Genomic DNA, 14,427 nt, shown 5'->3' on the forward strand with positions numbered 1-14,427 from the left:
AGCTAAAGCTAGGGGCTTGACGGCGCTTTTTCGGTAGAATAGAGTCTCTGTGCTGTATCAGTAGCGATCCATGCGCCTGTCGCAAATGCTTTTTGTCACCTTGCGGGATAACCCTGCGGAAGCGGAAATTCCCAGCCACAGGCTATTGCTGCGGGCTGGCTATATTCGCCGCATTGCCAGTGGGGTGTATAGCTACTTACCCCTGATGTGGCGGGTGCTCCAGAAGGTGAGTGCCATTGTACGCTCCGAAATGGATCGCAGTGGTGCCCTTGAGTGCCTGCTGCCGCAATTGCAGCCCGCTGAGCTATGGCAGGAATCTGGCCGTTGGGATACCTACACCCAAGCAGAAGGCATTATGTTTGCCCTCACGGATCGGGCAGAGCGGCAGTTGGGGCTAGGCCCAACCCATGAAGAGGTCATTACCACCCTTGCTAAGGATCTGATTCGTTCCTACCGGCAGTTACCGGTGCACCTGTATCAAATTCAAACTAAGTTCCGCGATGAAATTCGCCCCCGGTTTGGCCTGTTGCGGGGACGGGAATTCATCATGAAGGATGGCTACTCCTTCCATGCTGATGTGGCCAGCCTTCAGGACACCTATCAGGTGATGTACGACACCTACAGTCGTATCCTCAGCCGTTGCGGTCTTACTTTTCGGGCAGTTGAGGCAGATTCGGGGGCAATTGGCGGCTCTGGCTCCCATGAATTTATGGTGCTAGCCGATGCGGGTGAAGATGAAGTGCTCTATACCGCCGATGGTGAGTATGCTGCCAATGTAGAAAAGGCGGTGTCTGTGCCGCCAGCGGCTGTACCTAGCCCCTATAGGAAAATGGAAACCCTCAGCACCCCCAATGCAACCACCATTGAGGCATTAGTGGCGCAACTGGGCTGTGATCCGACCCAGATTGTCAAAACGGTTCTCTATCGTGCTGGGTTTGATAATGGTTGCTGCGGCTTAGTATTGGTGAGCATTCGTGGCGATCAAGAGGTGAATGCGGTGAAGCTTCAGAATGTGCTGACGGGTTTAGCTGCCAACTATGGAGCCAGTAAACTGTTGGATCTGAGGGTGGCCGACGCTGAAACCGCGCAGGAGTGGGCAGCACAACCCTTACCCTTTGGTTATATTGGGCCTGATCTGCCGGATACGTATCTAAAAACCACGGCCAACCTCATTCCCCAATTTATTCGAATTGCCGATACAACGGTGGCCGAGCTGAAGCGGTTTGTCACGGGGGCGAATAAGGCAGAGCACCATCGGGTTGGGGTGAACTGGGGCAACACCTGTGCCCTGCCAGCGTTAGTGGTGGATGTGCGCAAGGCGCAAGCGGGCGATCGCGCCTGTCATGATCCAACGCAGTACTTAGAAACTGCCCGTGGGATTGAAATTGGCCATATCTTTCAACTGGGCACTAAGTACTCCCAAGCTATGCAGGCTACCTATACCAATGAGCAGGGGGAGGAGGTGCCCTTAGTGATGGGGTGCTATGGCATTGGTGTCTCCCGCTTAGCCCAAGCTGCTGTGGAGCAGCACCACGATGCCAACGGGATTATCTGGCCGTTGGCGATCGCCCCTTATCAGGTCATTATTGTTGTCCCCAACATCACCGATCCCACTCAGATGCACTTGGCCACTGAACTCTACACCAAGCTGCAAACAGTCGGAATTGAGGTGCTGCTAGATGATCGCGATGAGCGTGCTGGGGTCAAATTCAAAGATGCGGATCTCATTGGAATCCCCTATCGGGTGGTAACGGGGCGCACGAGTGCCAAAGGGGAGGTGGAATTAGTAGAGCGCGCTACGGGCAAAACCGTGACTCTCTCTGTGAGCGAGGCGATCGCCTATCTGCAACAGCAAGTAGATCAGCTTTGACATTCCCTTAAAAGATGGATCATGGCTCCTGCAACCCGCACCGAATCCGATTCCCTAGGTACGATTGAGGTTCCCGCTGACTGTTATTGGGGCGCCCAGACGGCACGATCCCTAAAATACTTTCCCATTGGCGGCCTAAAAATGCCCCTTGCGGTCATTTATGCCATGGCACGGCTGAAGCAAGCAGCGGCGATCGCCAACCGGGATCTAGGTGTTCTGGCGCCGGAGAAAGCGGCGTGGATCTGTCAAGCAGCAGCGGAAATCATTGACGGTCGTTGGGATAATCAGTTTCCGCTATCGATTTGGCAGACCGGCAGTGGCACGCAAACCAATATGAATGTCAATGAGGTCATTGCCAACCGTGCCATTGAGTTAGCGGGAGGCACAAAGGGAACCAAAACCCCCATTCACCCTAATGATCACGTTAACTGTAGTCAGTCCTCGAATGATACGTTTCCCACCGCAATGCACATCGCCACTGTCTTAGAGGTACAGGAGCGGCTGCTGCCCATGCTGCAAAACATGCTGGCGGCTCTGGAGGAAAAAACCGCTGCGTTTGCCAACATTATTAAAATTGGGCGCACTCACCTGATGGATGCGGTGCCCCTCACCCTTGGTCAAGAGTTTTCGGGGTATGCTAGCCAGTTGGCGGCCTGTCAACACCACTTGCAGTACTGCCTCCAGCACCTTTATCCCCTAGCCATTGGCGGTACCGCCGTCGGCACCGGCTTAAATGCCCCCCCCGGCTTTGGCGATCGCGTTGCTCAAGAGTTAGCCCGGATGACCGGCTATCCCTTCTGTGTTGCCGAAAATCGCTTTGCGGCCTTGGCGGCTCACGATCCCCTAGTGCTGTTGAGTGGTGCCCTCAAAACGCTGGCGGTGGCCTTGATGAAAATGGCCAATGATATTCGCTGGTTAGGGTCGGGTCCTCGCTGTGGGTTGGGGGAATTAATCTTGCCCGCCAATGAACCCGGCTCATCGATTATGCCTGGCAAGGTGAACCCGACCCAGTGCGAAGCCTTGACCATGGTGTGTGTGCAGGTGATGGGCAATGATGCGGCCATTGGTATGGCTGGTAGTCAGGGCAACTTTGAACTCAATGTGTTTAAGCCCCTCATCATCCACAATGTACTGTGCTCCATTGAACTCCTCAGCGATGCGGGGTCTGCCTTTACGGACTTTTGTTTGCGGGGGCTACAGCCGAATCACCCCCAAATTCAGACGCATTTAGAGCGATCCTTGATGCTCGTGACCGCCTTGAACCCCCGTATTGGTTACGACAAGGCGGCAGCCGTGGCTAAAAAAGCCTATAGCGAGCAGAAAACCCTCAAGGAGGCTGCCGTAGAGCTGGGCTACCTCACCCCAGAGGAGTTTGATCAGTGGGTGCGTCCAGAGGACATGCTTGGCGAAAGCGCCGACAGTTGACCCCGTAGGGTGCGCTGCCAGTAGGGGGTATTGTGGCAGCGCGATCGCAGGCTTTGGGCATTTACCGTCCATGCTGCCGTCGGATCAAACAGGATAACGTTGCGGCTAGGGGGCTGCAACTGCGGGGGGGCAAGGCCAAGAATGCGGGCAGGCGCGGTACTGATGGCGTGCCAGAGGTCAACCGCCGTGAGGTGCCCAGGGGCGACTAATCCCTGCCAGAGGGCGGGCAAGGCCAACTCCAGACCAATTGCCCCCGGGAGGGCTTCGGCAAAGGAGATCATTTTTTCCTCGTAAAGGAGGGGGGTGTGGTCAATGGCGATCGCCTCAATCACGCCTGTTTTGACCCCCTCAATTAAGGACTGGCGATCCGTAGGGGTTCCGAGGGGTGGCTCAAGGCGCAGGTTTGGATCGTAGGTGGCCAAGTCCCCAGTGTCAAACAGTAGATGCAACCAACAAACGCTGGCGGTAACAGTCTCCGGCTTAGCCTGCGTTAAGATTTCAACACTGCGAGCGGTGGAGAGGCGCATCAGATGAATAGGGGTCGTGACGGTGCGCCCTAGCTCCAAAATTGCCAGTAGGGGAATGGTTTCACAGCAGATTAGTTGCTCTGCCAGACCCAAGCGCAGGGCGTCTAAACTCTCGCGGGCAACGCCATGGGCCGCCAAGGTTGCGTCAAACGGCCAAAGCGCCACACATTTCTGGATAGGTTGCAAATAGGTGAGAGCGCGCTGCAATAATGGCCAATTGACGAGGCCGGAGTCATCGCAAAACCCCACTACGCCGGCTGCGGCCAGTTCCGCTAGATTGCTAAGAGCCTTGCCTGCACCCCCTTGGCTGAGAGCCGCCCACACCCGCACCTGCGTCCAACTCTCTGCGGGCAAATCGTGCTGGATTGAGTTCCACACCGCTGGATCATCAATGACGGGTTGGGTAGTAGGCAAAAGAGTCAGGTGCTGCACCCCCCCCGCCGCCGCAGCAGCAAGCAGAGAGGTTAGGCTTTCGCGCGCTTCGTACCCTGGTTGGCCGCTGTGGCTGTAGAGATCTACTAAAGGGGGTGCCAAAATTAACTGCTCAGCAGGGACCCGCTCGCTCTCAGGGGGAATGTCCGCTGGGGCGATCGCCACCAGTTCATCGCCCCTAAAGAGCACATCCGCACGGTAATCTGCGCGGTTGAGCGGATCCACCACCCGCACCTGTTGCAGCAGTCGCCATGCCATGGCTTTACAAGGCTCCGGCTGCCGTCCGATCCAGCACGCCCCCTAAATGGGTGGTAATGTTGACCGCCTGTAGCCGCGGCAGCCCTCCTTTTAGCGGGTAGTCAATCACCGTCACACTGCCATTGCCTTGCTTAAAGAGCCAGAAGTTCTCGATCCCTAGGCCGACAATATGGCACAGCAGCACTTTATTGGTGGCATCGTGAGCCACAACCAAAACATTGTGGGGGGTAAGGGCACTGGCTTTCCATGCCTCGAGCCACTGCTCCCACGCTGTGACGACGCGATCGTGCACCTGTTGCAGGTTTTCCCCGTTGGGCATTTGCACCGCCGCTGGGGTGGTGCGCCACCGCTCTAGCTCCCCTGGGTACTGCGCTTCCACCTCTGGCTCAAACTTGCCTTCCCAGTCACCATGGCTAATTTCTGCCAAGGCTGGCTCTAGCTCTAAGGAAACATCGGGATGGTGCTGCAAAATGGCTAAGGCTGTGTCTTTGGGGCGCAATAGGGGGCTACTCAGGGCATGGTGGAAGGTTACATCCTTGAGAAAATCTGCCACAGTTGCCGCTTGGGCACGACCATTCTCATTAAGGGGCACATCAATCTGGCCTTGAAACCGTCCTTCGCGGTTCCAATTGGTTTCACCATGGCGCACCAAAAAGATACGCAGGGTGTGCGCCTTAAACCGGGGTTCCGGAAAGGGATCGTTGAGATGACTGGTAAGGTTCAGGGCTTCTATCTGCGCCGGTTGGTGCCGACCGTGGGCAAAGTTGAGAACACTGATGCCGCCATTGGCCTGTTGCAGCCGCAAATAGCCCTTGACCCCCAAGCCCAAGGCTGTGCAGATTAAGGCGCGGTTCATACCACTGTGGCCCACAATCAGGATAGTATCATTGTCGTGCTGGGGCAGCAGCGTATCCAAGACTAGACCGGCCCGATCAAACAAATCTAGGACTGGGAAGAAGTCCTTTGGCTCCCCAGTCTCATCTAGGGTCCGCATGACTAAGGTGTCCGGTGCCTCTTGCCAGCGGCGATAGTCCTCTGGAAACCGCTCTTTCACCGCTGCAAAGGGTAAGTCTTCCCACGCAGGTAAGGCAATTTCCTTGAGCAAATCCATAGGGATAGGGGCAGGGATCCCTAGACTGCCTAGTTGCTGGTAAATGTCCTCAGCCGTTTCCTGAGCACGCTTAAGGGGGCTGGTGTAAATTTTGCGGATGGGGATGCCCTGTAATGCTGCACCCACCTGCTGCGCCATCCAATGACCACGCTCCGTCAGCGAGGAGGAATCACTATGACCTTGGACGCGCTGTTCAACGTTAAATGTGCTTTCACCGTGGCGGACAATAATAACTCGGGTACTCAGATGTCTCTCCTTGGATGCACCATAGGCAATTGTATCTTGTCTGTTACCTCTCGAGGCCAGCCGTGCGTATCTTAGGGGTTGATCCGGGCTTGGCCACCCTTGGCTATGGCTGCATTGAAATGACACCCACAAGCTGCCACGTCTGCGATTTTGGGGTGATCACAACCACTGCCAAGGAACCTGTTGGCGATCGCCTGCACAGTCTTTACACTGACCTACACCAGTTAATTCCAGCCCTGCGCCCTGACGTGGTGGCGATCGAAAAATTATTTTTCTATAAAATGAGCCACACCATTGTGGTTGCTCAGGCGCGGGGGGTGATTCTCTTGGTGCTGAGTCAACTGGGGTGTCCGCTTTTGGAGTTTACGCCTGCCCAGGTCAAGCAAACACTGACAGGGTATGGCAACGCCACCAAAACTGAGGTGCAACTGGCGGTACAGCGGGAACTTGACTTGGCTACCCTCCCTAGGCCGGATGATGCGGCTGATGCCTTGGCGATCGCCCTTACTGCCAGCCGTCACCACGAGACTCCCTGTTCCTAGACAGGGGCGATCCTCCCTAGAGGTAGTTGTCAAAGTGGCGAATACTTAGTCCTGTTTGGCAGTATTGGTAGATGCTTCTGTGAGAGCAGAAGGGGCAGTCTCACTCACCGGAATTGCAACGGGAGGGCGATCGAGGCTGAGCATCAGGCCAACAGCTGTAGGTTCAACGGGTACAGGAGACACCTCTGGAGCAATGCTGGCAGGACTAGTCACTGCAATCTGTGATCCGGGGAGTGGGTTAGGGAGAAGCCCATTGAGAACACCCACCACCGATGCAGCTAGGGTGGCACCCACCCCTCCCCATACCCACACTGCGCGGGGGCGACGCTGCGCCTTGGCAATGACCCGAGCTGCCAAATAATCCGTAGGGCAAGGGGACACAGGCACGGGAAGTTGCTGCATTTGCACTTTTAGGGTTAACAGCCGCTGGTACAGTCGTTGAGCCTTAGGATCGCTGGCGAGCCATGCCTCCACCTGCTGTCGCTCCCCAGCCGTGACTTCACCATCGAGATAGGCACTCAGCAATTCGAAGTGATCTCGTTTGCAGTGATCCAGTTCGTCCATCATTGTTCAACATCCTTCATCAAAATCTAGCCAAAGCCAAGGTGTGGGGCAATAGTTTAGGAGCGGGGGCTGTCAAGGTGGGGTTGCAATTCCGTTTGCAGTCGCTGCCGAGCGCGGGCAATTCTTGATTTTACTGTTCCTAAGGAGACACCCGTGATCTGGGCAATTTCTTCGTAGGACAATCCCTCAATTTCCCGCAGGACAATCGTGGTTCGGAAGGTTTCCGGCAAGTTGGCGATCGCCTGTCGCAATTGGTCATAAAATTCATCGGTATGCAATAACTCATCCGGACTGGCATCACTGGAGGCGAGTTCCCATAGTATTTCCCCATCATGGGTCTTGAGGGGGGCATCGAGGGAGAGGGGAGCTTGGTGGCGCTTCCGTTTGCGCAGCTCATCATAGAATAGGTTTGTGGCAATACGGCTGAGCCAACCGCGAAATTTACTGGCATCCTGTAACTTATGAATATTCCGGTACACCCGTATCCACACTTCTTGTACTAAATCGGCTCGATCCTCCCAGTCCGGTGCCAAGTGATAGATCAGTCGCTCCACGTGAGCTTGATGGCGGCGTAACAACTCTGTAAACGCGGCTCGATCGGGTGATCTCCCCGCCTGACAGCGAATCACCAATTCCTGTGGTGAAAGTTTTGTTAGCGGCAGCGTCACCCGGTAACAGGTCTCCTCAACACTGGGCCAAGCAAGGGGGATACTGGATGTCATGGAAACAACAGACCTCAGACCAAACTATCTCCCATGACGCAAGGTCGGTGATCAGGTTCCCTCCTCCGTTATACCGTGCTAGCTGCCACTCTATGCGCAACAGCTCCTCTGGGCGGGCTTCACTGTTTGAGAGATGGTGAGGGATTTTTATCGCCGACTGCTTAATGTTTTCTTAATGTTGACTCAATTCAGACTAAACTTTAATTGTAGCGGCGATCGCCCCTTGATTTTCGTTAGGCTAACCTGTGAACACCTTATTTAGTCAACTGCCATAATCACCATGCCGTGGATACGCATTTCCAGTGGACTTGTTGCGATCGCGGTGGCATTGATAATAACCCTCTTGGGGGGATGGTACTTTTGCTTGGGTATTGGTGCCTTAATTTACCTAGGGCAACTGGAATATTTTGAACTAGCGCGTGCCAAAGGCAGTGCCCCAGCGGCTAAAACCACCTTAGTTGTCAGTCAGGTGCTACTGATTACTGCGCTGTTGCGTCCCGATTTGGCCGATGCCGTCTTTCCTGTCGCCGGTACCCTAATTTGCTTTTACCTGCTGTTTCAGCCTAAACTGGCCTCCATTGCCGACATTTCTACCTCCATCATGGGGCTATTCTACGGCGGGTATCTCCCCAGCTATTGGGTGCGCCTACGGGGGCTAGATCATACTGCCACCCTTCCCTTAGGCGGGTTTTGGCCACAGCAGTGGCACTTAGAGGCTCTCCCCCTAGGATTGCAGGCAACCCTGTTAGCGTTTACCTGTATTTGGGCGGCGGATATTGGGGCTTATACCGTCGGCAAGCTGTTTGGTCGCACCCGCCTATCGCACATTAGCCCCAAGAAAACTGTTGAAGGGGCGGTATTTGGTGTTTTAGGGAGCTTAGCCGTCGCCTTTTGGGGTGCCTATTCCCTCCAGTGGCCATGGCCGTGGTTCGCCGGAGCCACCCTAGGCTTGCTCATTGGCATTGCTAGCCTCTTGGGCGACCTCACCGAATCAATGATGAAGCGGGATGCCGGGGTTAAAGACTCTGGGCAGTTGATTCCTGGCCATGGGGGGATTCTGGATCGTGCCGATAGCTACGTCTTCACCGCCCCGCTTGTGTTTTACTTTGTTACCTTGCTGCTGCCAGCCTTGGGGCAATGGCACCCCTGAGGTGTTGGCGATCGCAAGCGGTGCAGTTTCAACTACCCTAGGAAATAGTCCTTAACGTTTGCCGCGCAACCATGGCCGAAACCTTGATGTTTAATGCCCTCCGTGCTGCCATTGATGAAGAAATGGAGCGTGACCCTACCGTATTTGTACTGGGGGAAGACGTAGGACATTATGGCGGCTCCTACAAAGTCACCAAAGACCTCTACAAAAAGTACGGCGAACTCCGCCTGCTGGATACCCCCATTGCCGAAAATAGCTTTACGGGAATGGCCATTGGGGCAGCCATGACCGGTCTGCGTCCCATTGTTGAAGGCATGAACATGGGCTTTTTGCTGCTGGCCTTTAACCAAATTGCCAATAATGCCGGGATGCTGCGCTATACGTCCGGCGGCAACTTCAAAATTCCGATTGTGATCCGCGGGCCTGGGGGGGTAGGGCGGCAACTGGGGGCAGAGCACTCCCAGCGCCTAGAAGCCTATTTCCAAGCGGTTCCAGGGTTGAAAATTGTTGCCTGCTCAACCCCCTACAATGCCAAAGGGCTATTGAAATCGGCCATTCGTGACCCCAACCCTGTTCTCTTTTTTGAGCACGTGCTGCTGTACAACCTCAAGGAAAACCTACCGGAAGAGGAGTATTACTTGCCCCTTGACAAAGCAGAGGTGGTTCGTCCGGGAACGGAGGTCACTATTCTCACCTATTCGCGGATGCGGCACCATGTCCTGCAAGCGGTGAGAACCCTTGAAAACGAGGGCTACGATCCGGAGGTGATTGATTTAATTTCCCTGAAGCCCCTTGACTTTGAGACCATTGGCGCATCAGTTTGTAAAACCCATCGTGTTGTTATTGTTGAAGAATGCATGAAAACCGGTGGCATTGGCGCAGAACTCTCGGCCTCTATTATGGAGCGTTACTTTGACGAGTTAGATGCCCCAGTGGTGCGGCTCTCCTCTCAGGACGTTCCCACCCCCTACAATGGCACCCTCGAGAACCTAACCATCGTGCAACCGCCGCAAATTGTGGCCGCTGTGCAGAAACTGGTGCGGGGTCAGATTTAATCATGGGGAAATATCGCGGCTGGCTAATTGCAATTTTAGTTTTACTGATGGCCGCCACATGGGTGATCGTGCGCACCCCGGCTCGCTTAGGTCTGGATCTGCGCGGCGGTGCCCAACTGACCCTCCAGGTGCAAACGACGGATAAAGTGCCGCAAATTACGCCCCAAGTGCTCTCAGCGGTACAAAGTGTGGTGCAAAAGCGCATCGATGGCTTGGGGGTTGCCGAGGCGGTGGTGCAAACCGCAGGCGACGATAAGCTACTGGTGCAGCTGCCGGGGGTCACCGATCCCGAGCAGGCAGAGCGCATTCTCAAGGGAACCGCCCAGTTATTGTTTGCACCCCAAAAGCCCGGCACTGAAGCGCAACTGCAAGTGGAGCGACAAATCCAAGCGCAGCTTCTCCTAGAGCAAACGCAACTCCTGCTAGAGCAATCCCAAAATGCCAACAATCCTGAAGCGTTAGCCGATATTGAGGCCAAGCTTGCTAAAAACCGCGAGTCTCTTGCGGCCAGTCAGCAGGCGATCGCCAACCTCTTTGCGCCTTCAGAGCTTACTGGAGCCATGCTGCAAGAAGCCTTCGCTAGTCCGGTGGCGCCCGGCTCCCCCAACTGGAATGTCATTGTCCGCTTTGACCCCCAAGGGGCAGAGTTGTTTGCCCGCCTCACCAAAGAGATTGCCGGTACGGGCCGCAGCATTGGCATTTTTCTTGATGACCGCCTCATTAGTGCCCCCACGGTGTCTGCGCAGTATGCTGAAACCGGCATTATTGGCGGCAATGCGGAAATTTCCGGTGGCTTTACCGCCCAAACTGCGAACGATCTTGCCATTCAGCTCCAGGGGGGTGCTCTACCGGTACCGCTGGAGGTAGTTGAAAACCGGACGGTGGGCGCGTCCCTTGGCCAAGACAGTATCCGTGATAGCCTCTACGCGGGGGTGGTGGGCCTAGTGCTGGTGCTGGTGTTTATGGTTGCCTATTACCGTTTGCCGGGTCTGATTGCCGATATTGCCCTTGTGCTCTACGCCATTTTTACCTATGCCGCCTTTTTGCTGTTTGGGGTGACCTTAACCCTGCCGGGCATTGCGGGTTTCATCCTCAGTATTGGCATGGCGGTGGATGCGAATGTGCTGATTTTTGAGCGCACCCGCGAAGAACTACGGCTGGGTAAAACCCTCTACCGCTCGGTGGAGTCGGGCTTTGATCGTGCCTTTGCCAGTATTTTAGACAGCAATGTCACCACCCTGATTGCCTGTGGGGCGTTGTTTGCTCTTGGCACGGGCTTTGTGCGAGGGTTTGCCGTGACCCTAGCCATTGGCATTGGGGTGAGTATGTTCACCGCCCTGACCTGTAGCCGTAGCTTCTTGTTCTACGCCATTAGCATCCCCAGCTTGCGTAAACCCACGTGGTTTTGTCCCAAACTGGAGACCCTGAAATGAGTTTTAGCGTCAATCGCCAGCGATCGCTGTGGTGGGGTATATCCCTAGTTGTCATTCTCAGTGGTCTGATGGCCATGGCCATCTCTTCGGTCTCCTTAGGCAGTCCGCTCCGCCTAGGCTTAGACTTTATTGGCGGAACGCGACTGCAATTTGAACTTGCCTGTAGTACCACAAACACCTGCAAGCAGCCCATTGACATTGATGTGGTTCGCCGCATTCTGAATCAAGAGGGGTTGGGCAACAGCAGCCTACAGGTGATTGATCAGTATGGGATTGGTATCCGCACCATTCCCTTAGGGGTAGAGCAGCGCACACGGCTCAGTAGTGCCTTGACTCAAGAATTGGGTGCCTTTAATCCGGCGCAGACGCAAATTGAAACCGTCGGCCCCACCCTTGGGGGGCAAATTTTGCGCTCCGGTCTGCTTGCGCTGCTGGTGGCCTTCATTGGCATTACGATTTATCTGACCCTACGCTTTCAGTTTGACTATGCCTTTTTTGCCCTTGTGGCGCTGTTTCACGATGTCTTGCTCACCGCAGGTATCTTTGCCATTTTAGGGCTGACCCTTGGGGTTGAAATTGACAGCCTGTTTATTGTGGCGTTGCTCACCATTATTGGTTTTTCCGTGAATGATACGGTGGTCATCTACGATCGCGTCCGCGAAACCCTTAAGCTCAACCCCGACCTGAACATTAAGGAGGTCGTCGATCAGGCCGTGGTACAAACCCTTGGCCGCTCCATTAACACAACCCTGACGACTCTGTTGCCCTTGGTCACGATTTTTATTTTTGGGGGCGATACTCTGCGCTTTTTTGCCTTAGCCTTAATTATTGGCTTTGTGACGGGTGCGTATTCTAGTATTTTTGTGGCGAGTACCCTGCTTGCTTGGTGGCGCGATCGCCAACCCACACCAACCCCTTCGCCAGTCACCTAGGCCAGACCCACTCCCGTCTCTCCCCCTGTGTTGTGCTAATTCCCATTACCCAAGAAAAACTGCGCCAGCTTGTTCCTGCGGTTGCCACAGGTGCTCAGTATCTCTACGTGTGGGGGAAGCTACAGGACGTTTTACGGCGGGTAATCTTTGCTGTGGTGGCCGTAGCAATTGTGACGTTTGGCCTCGAGTTTTTGGGAGATGGCACCCAGCTTGTGCTTGGTTTGGTGGCGGGGCTGTATTGGCTGTGGGCACCGGCTGTGTTGGCCAGTTGGCGCAACCGTCGCTACCGCCGATTTCCCTACGCCGGCTTTTGGCAAGGGCGGGTGCTAGAGGTCTATGTCACTGAAGAACTGGTGGGCAAAGAAGAGACCGTTGACGATCAAGGCCAGTTAGTCATCATCGAGAACCGCGAACGCTGCCTTAACCTTGAGATAGGCGACAAAAGCGGCTTTGAAACAACGGTGCGCACTAAGCTGCTGCGGCAGCACCGCGTGATTCGGCCAGGAGATGTCGCACAGATGCTGGTGCTATCGCGGCGACCGGACTTAGCAGAGATTGAGATGATTTCGGAAGTTTATTTGCCACGCCATCGCCTCTGGATTGGCAACTATCCGATGTTGCAGCGGGATATCTTCGTGGAATTATCGGAAACACTACGGCGGCAGCGGCGATCGCCCCGAAGATCCCGTTCTCCACGGCGGTCAACCCTGTGATACCTTAAAGGGAAAGACATAAAAGTTAACATTTCCCAAGAGTCCCTTGACCGCGCTGACCTCGACCGCTGTTTTCCCCGCCCTGCGCTTTGGCTCCCGGCCAGCGTGGTGTATTTTTTCTCTTGCGGCTTTTTTAGTCTCTGTCCCTGTCTTTATTGAGGCACCACTGGTACGTACCTATCCTTGGTTGAGCTTAGGGATCACTCCCCTGCTGTGGGGGATCAGTCGTTACCTACAAACCCAAACTCGCTACCAGCGCTTCGGTGCACTCCTCTATGGCTTTAGTTGGTGTTGGGGGGCAGGGTCGCTGTACTGGGGCTGGTTGCGCTGGGAACCGCTGTGGCACTTGCCGGTGGAGGCGCTGCCGTTACCCCTGATGGTTTGGCATCTGCGACAACGGCAACAACTGGTAGGGGTCTTTTTCTTTTTGGGGTCATTTTTAGGCACGGCCATTACGGATGCCTATTTTTACCTGATTGATGTGATTCCCCATTGGCGAGCCATTATGTACCTCGAGCAGGATCTAGTGTCAGTGCAAGAAATGCTCGTGCAGGCGATCGCCCAAGCCCAGACCTTTAGCGGGGAAGTGTGGGGTGTACTGCTTAGCCTAAGCCTACTGCTCATTGGCCTGTTGCCCCTGTTTCAATCCCAGATTCGCCAAGGAATACCTGCCATGCTGCCGAGTTGGGCGTTTATGGGGGCGGTACTAAGTACCCTTGTGGTGGATGGGTTATTTGGTTTAACGATTGGGCTTTTACCCCTTTAGGGGCAACATTTTGGCACACCGAATCGTCAATTTAAAAACTAGAAACTAAAATAGGAATGGATACCAAAAGGAACTCTGGAAGAGGCCGAAATAAAGTGTATCCATTATTACAAATCTCTGATGATTCAAGGAGACAGTCTATATTGCTGAATAATGCATTGACTTTTCTCTGGTGTTTACAGTTCATCGCAACGCCACGCAAGGTACGTCTAAAGCCCATTCGCCAGAGTGCACAAATTTAGTTTTTTCCTATCCAAATCCCAGCTTTGATGTTCTATTCTCAGTCTTGTATTTTTAGATGCTGATTCACGCTCTAGAAGGCTACGGGAATAGGCAATCTGTGCTGTGGCTATCTTTATTACGATGAGGTGTTGAGTTCACTATGCTTCGTCAGTCTGTTTTAACGCTGGGGCAACGGTTTATCAAAGCGGTATTGCTGCCGGTGCGTCGTTGGCTAGAGTGCTTTGACGTGCGCGATCGCCAGCTTGCTCACCGTCTGTGCCGTTTGATCCCTGCCCAGTGCCCCTTTGAGCGGGATATTGTGGTTGCAAAGTGGCACATCCATATTCCTCCCCTGTGCCATCTCAATCCCCTCTACGAAGAGTTGATGCTGTTACGCTATCGTGCTCTCTGTTATTTAGCGGACGAGTGTCAGGAAGATATTAGCGCCTACTGCTAGGG

Annotated in this window: 14 protein-coding genes; 10 read left to right on the top strand and 4 right to left on the bottom strand. The window is 54.5% G+C overall.

Features of this window, described 5'->3' with window-relative positions:
- Window positions 1-70: 70 nt before the first annotated feature.
- Both BRW62_RS00555 and fumC read left to right on the top strand, forming a co-directional pair.
- Window positions 71-1,870: a proline--tRNA ligase gene (locus BRW62_RS00555; protein ID WP_099797626.1), complete on the top strand. Its 1,800-nt coding sequence runs from the start codon at window positions 71-73 to the stop codon at window positions 1,868-1,870.
- Between the two features lie 21 nt (window positions 1,871-1,891).
- Window positions 1,892-3,295, top strand: coding sequence for a class II fumarate hydratase (fumC, locus tag BRW62_RS00560; RefSeq protein WP_099797627.1), 1,404 nt, complete (start codon window positions 1,892-1,894; stop codon window positions 3,293-3,295).
- On the opposite strand, the gene BRW62_RS00565 is transcribed toward fumC, so the two are convergent.
- Together BRW62_RS00565 and BRW62_RS00570 are read right to left on the bottom strand one after the other, a co-directional pair.
- Window positions 3,247-4,512 carry a dihydroorotase gene (locus BRW62_RS00565; protein ID WP_099797628.1) on the bottom strand — a complete coding sequence of 422 codons (1,266 nt, stop codon included), beginning with the start codon at window positions 4,510-4,512 and terminating at the stop codon, window positions 3,247-3,249. The genes fumC and BRW62_RS00565 overlap by 49 nt on opposite strands.
- A 4-nt stretch (window positions 4,513-4,516) precedes the next feature.
- A complete protein-coding gene (locus BRW62_RS00570; RefSeq protein WP_198406206.1) occupies window positions 4,517-5,869 on the bottom strand; it encodes a histidine phosphatase family protein in 1,353 nt (450 codons plus the stop codon).
- A 14-nt stretch (window positions 5,870-5,883) separates the two neighbouring features.
- On the opposite strand from BRW62_RS00570, the gene ruvC reads away from it, so the two are divergent.
- Window positions 5,884-6,411 carry a crossover junction endodeoxyribonuclease RuvC gene (gene ruvC, locus BRW62_RS00575; protein ID WP_198406076.1) on the top strand — a complete coding sequence of 176 codons (528 nt, stop codon included), beginning with the start codon at window positions 5,884-5,886 and terminating at the stop codon, window positions 6,409-6,411.
- Window positions 6,412-6,456: 45 nt separating this feature from the next.
- On the opposite strand, the gene BRW62_RS00580 is transcribed toward ruvC, so the two are convergent.
- Complete coding sequence (locus BRW62_RS00580; protein WP_099797629.1) at window positions 6,457-6,978, bottom strand: anti-sigma factor family protein; 522 nt, start codon at window positions 6,976-6,978, stop codon at window positions 6,457-6,459.
- 53 nt (window positions 6,979-7,031) lie between these two features.
- The gene (locus BRW62_RS00585) at window positions 7,032-7,697 is read right to left on the bottom strand and encodes a sigma-70 family RNA polymerase sigma factor (protein WP_099797630.1); all 666 of its coding nucleotides are present in this window, start codon (window positions 7,695-7,697) and stop codon (window positions 7,032-7,034) included.
- Between the two features lie 280 nt (window positions 7,698-7,977).
- Here BRW62_RS00585 and BRW62_RS00590 point away from each other — a divergent pair, with 280 nt between their 5' ends.
- From BRW62_RS00590 to BRW62_RS00620, 7 genes are all read left to right on the top strand, one after another.
- A complete protein-coding gene (locus BRW62_RS00590; protein WP_099797631.1) occupies window positions 7,978-8,847 on the top strand; it encodes a phosphatidate cytidylyltransferase in 870 nt (289 codons plus the stop codon).
- A gap of 71 nt (window positions 8,848-8,918) precedes the next feature.
- On the top strand, window positions 8,919-9,902 hold the full coding sequence (locus tag BRW62_RS00595; RefSeq protein ID WP_099797632.1) for an alpha-ketoacid dehydrogenase subunit beta: 984 nt from the start codon (window positions 8,919-8,921) through the stop codon (window positions 9,900-9,902).
- A 2-nt stretch (window positions 9,903-9,904) separates the two neighbouring features.
- Entirely contained in the window at window positions 9,905-11,335 is a 1,431-nt protein-coding gene (gene secD / locus BRW62_RS00600) for a protein translocase subunit SecD (protein ID WP_099797633.1), read from the top strand.
- Window positions 11,332-12,267 carry a protein translocase subunit SecF gene (gene secF, locus BRW62_RS00605; RefSeq protein ID WP_099797634.1) on the top strand — a complete coding sequence of 312 codons (936 nt, stop codon included), beginning with the start codon at window positions 11,332-11,334 and terminating at the stop codon, window positions 12,265-12,267. The genes secD and secF overlap by 4 nt, the downstream gene beginning before the upstream one ends.
- Window positions 12,222-12,980 carry a hypothetical protein gene (locus BRW62_RS00610; RefSeq protein WP_227517460.1) on the top strand — a complete coding sequence of 253 codons (759 nt, stop codon included), beginning with the start codon at window positions 12,222-12,224 and terminating at the stop codon, window positions 12,978-12,980. Before secF ends, BRW62_RS00610 begins: the two co-directional genes overlap by 46 nt.
- A 46-nt stretch (window positions 12,981-13,026) precedes the next feature.
- Window positions 13,027-13,746: a DUF3120 domain-containing protein gene (locus BRW62_RS00615; protein ID WP_227517461.1), complete on the top strand. Its 720-nt coding sequence runs from the start codon at window positions 13,027-13,029 to the stop codon at window positions 13,744-13,746.
- Between the two features lie 382 nt (window positions 13,747-14,128).
- Entirely contained in the window at window positions 14,129-14,425 is a 297-nt protein-coding gene (locus BRW62_RS00620) for a Mo-dependent nitrogenase C-terminal domain-containing protein (RefSeq protein WP_099797636.1), read from the top strand.
- Window positions 14,426-14,427: the final 2 nt, after the last annotated feature.

Origin of the sequence: Thermostichus lividus PCC 6715 (genome assembly GCF_002754935.1) — a bacterium.
Lineage (GTDB): Bacteria > Cyanobacteriota > Cyanobacteriia > Thermosynechococcales > Thermosynechococcaceae > Thermosynechococcus > Thermosynechococcus lividus.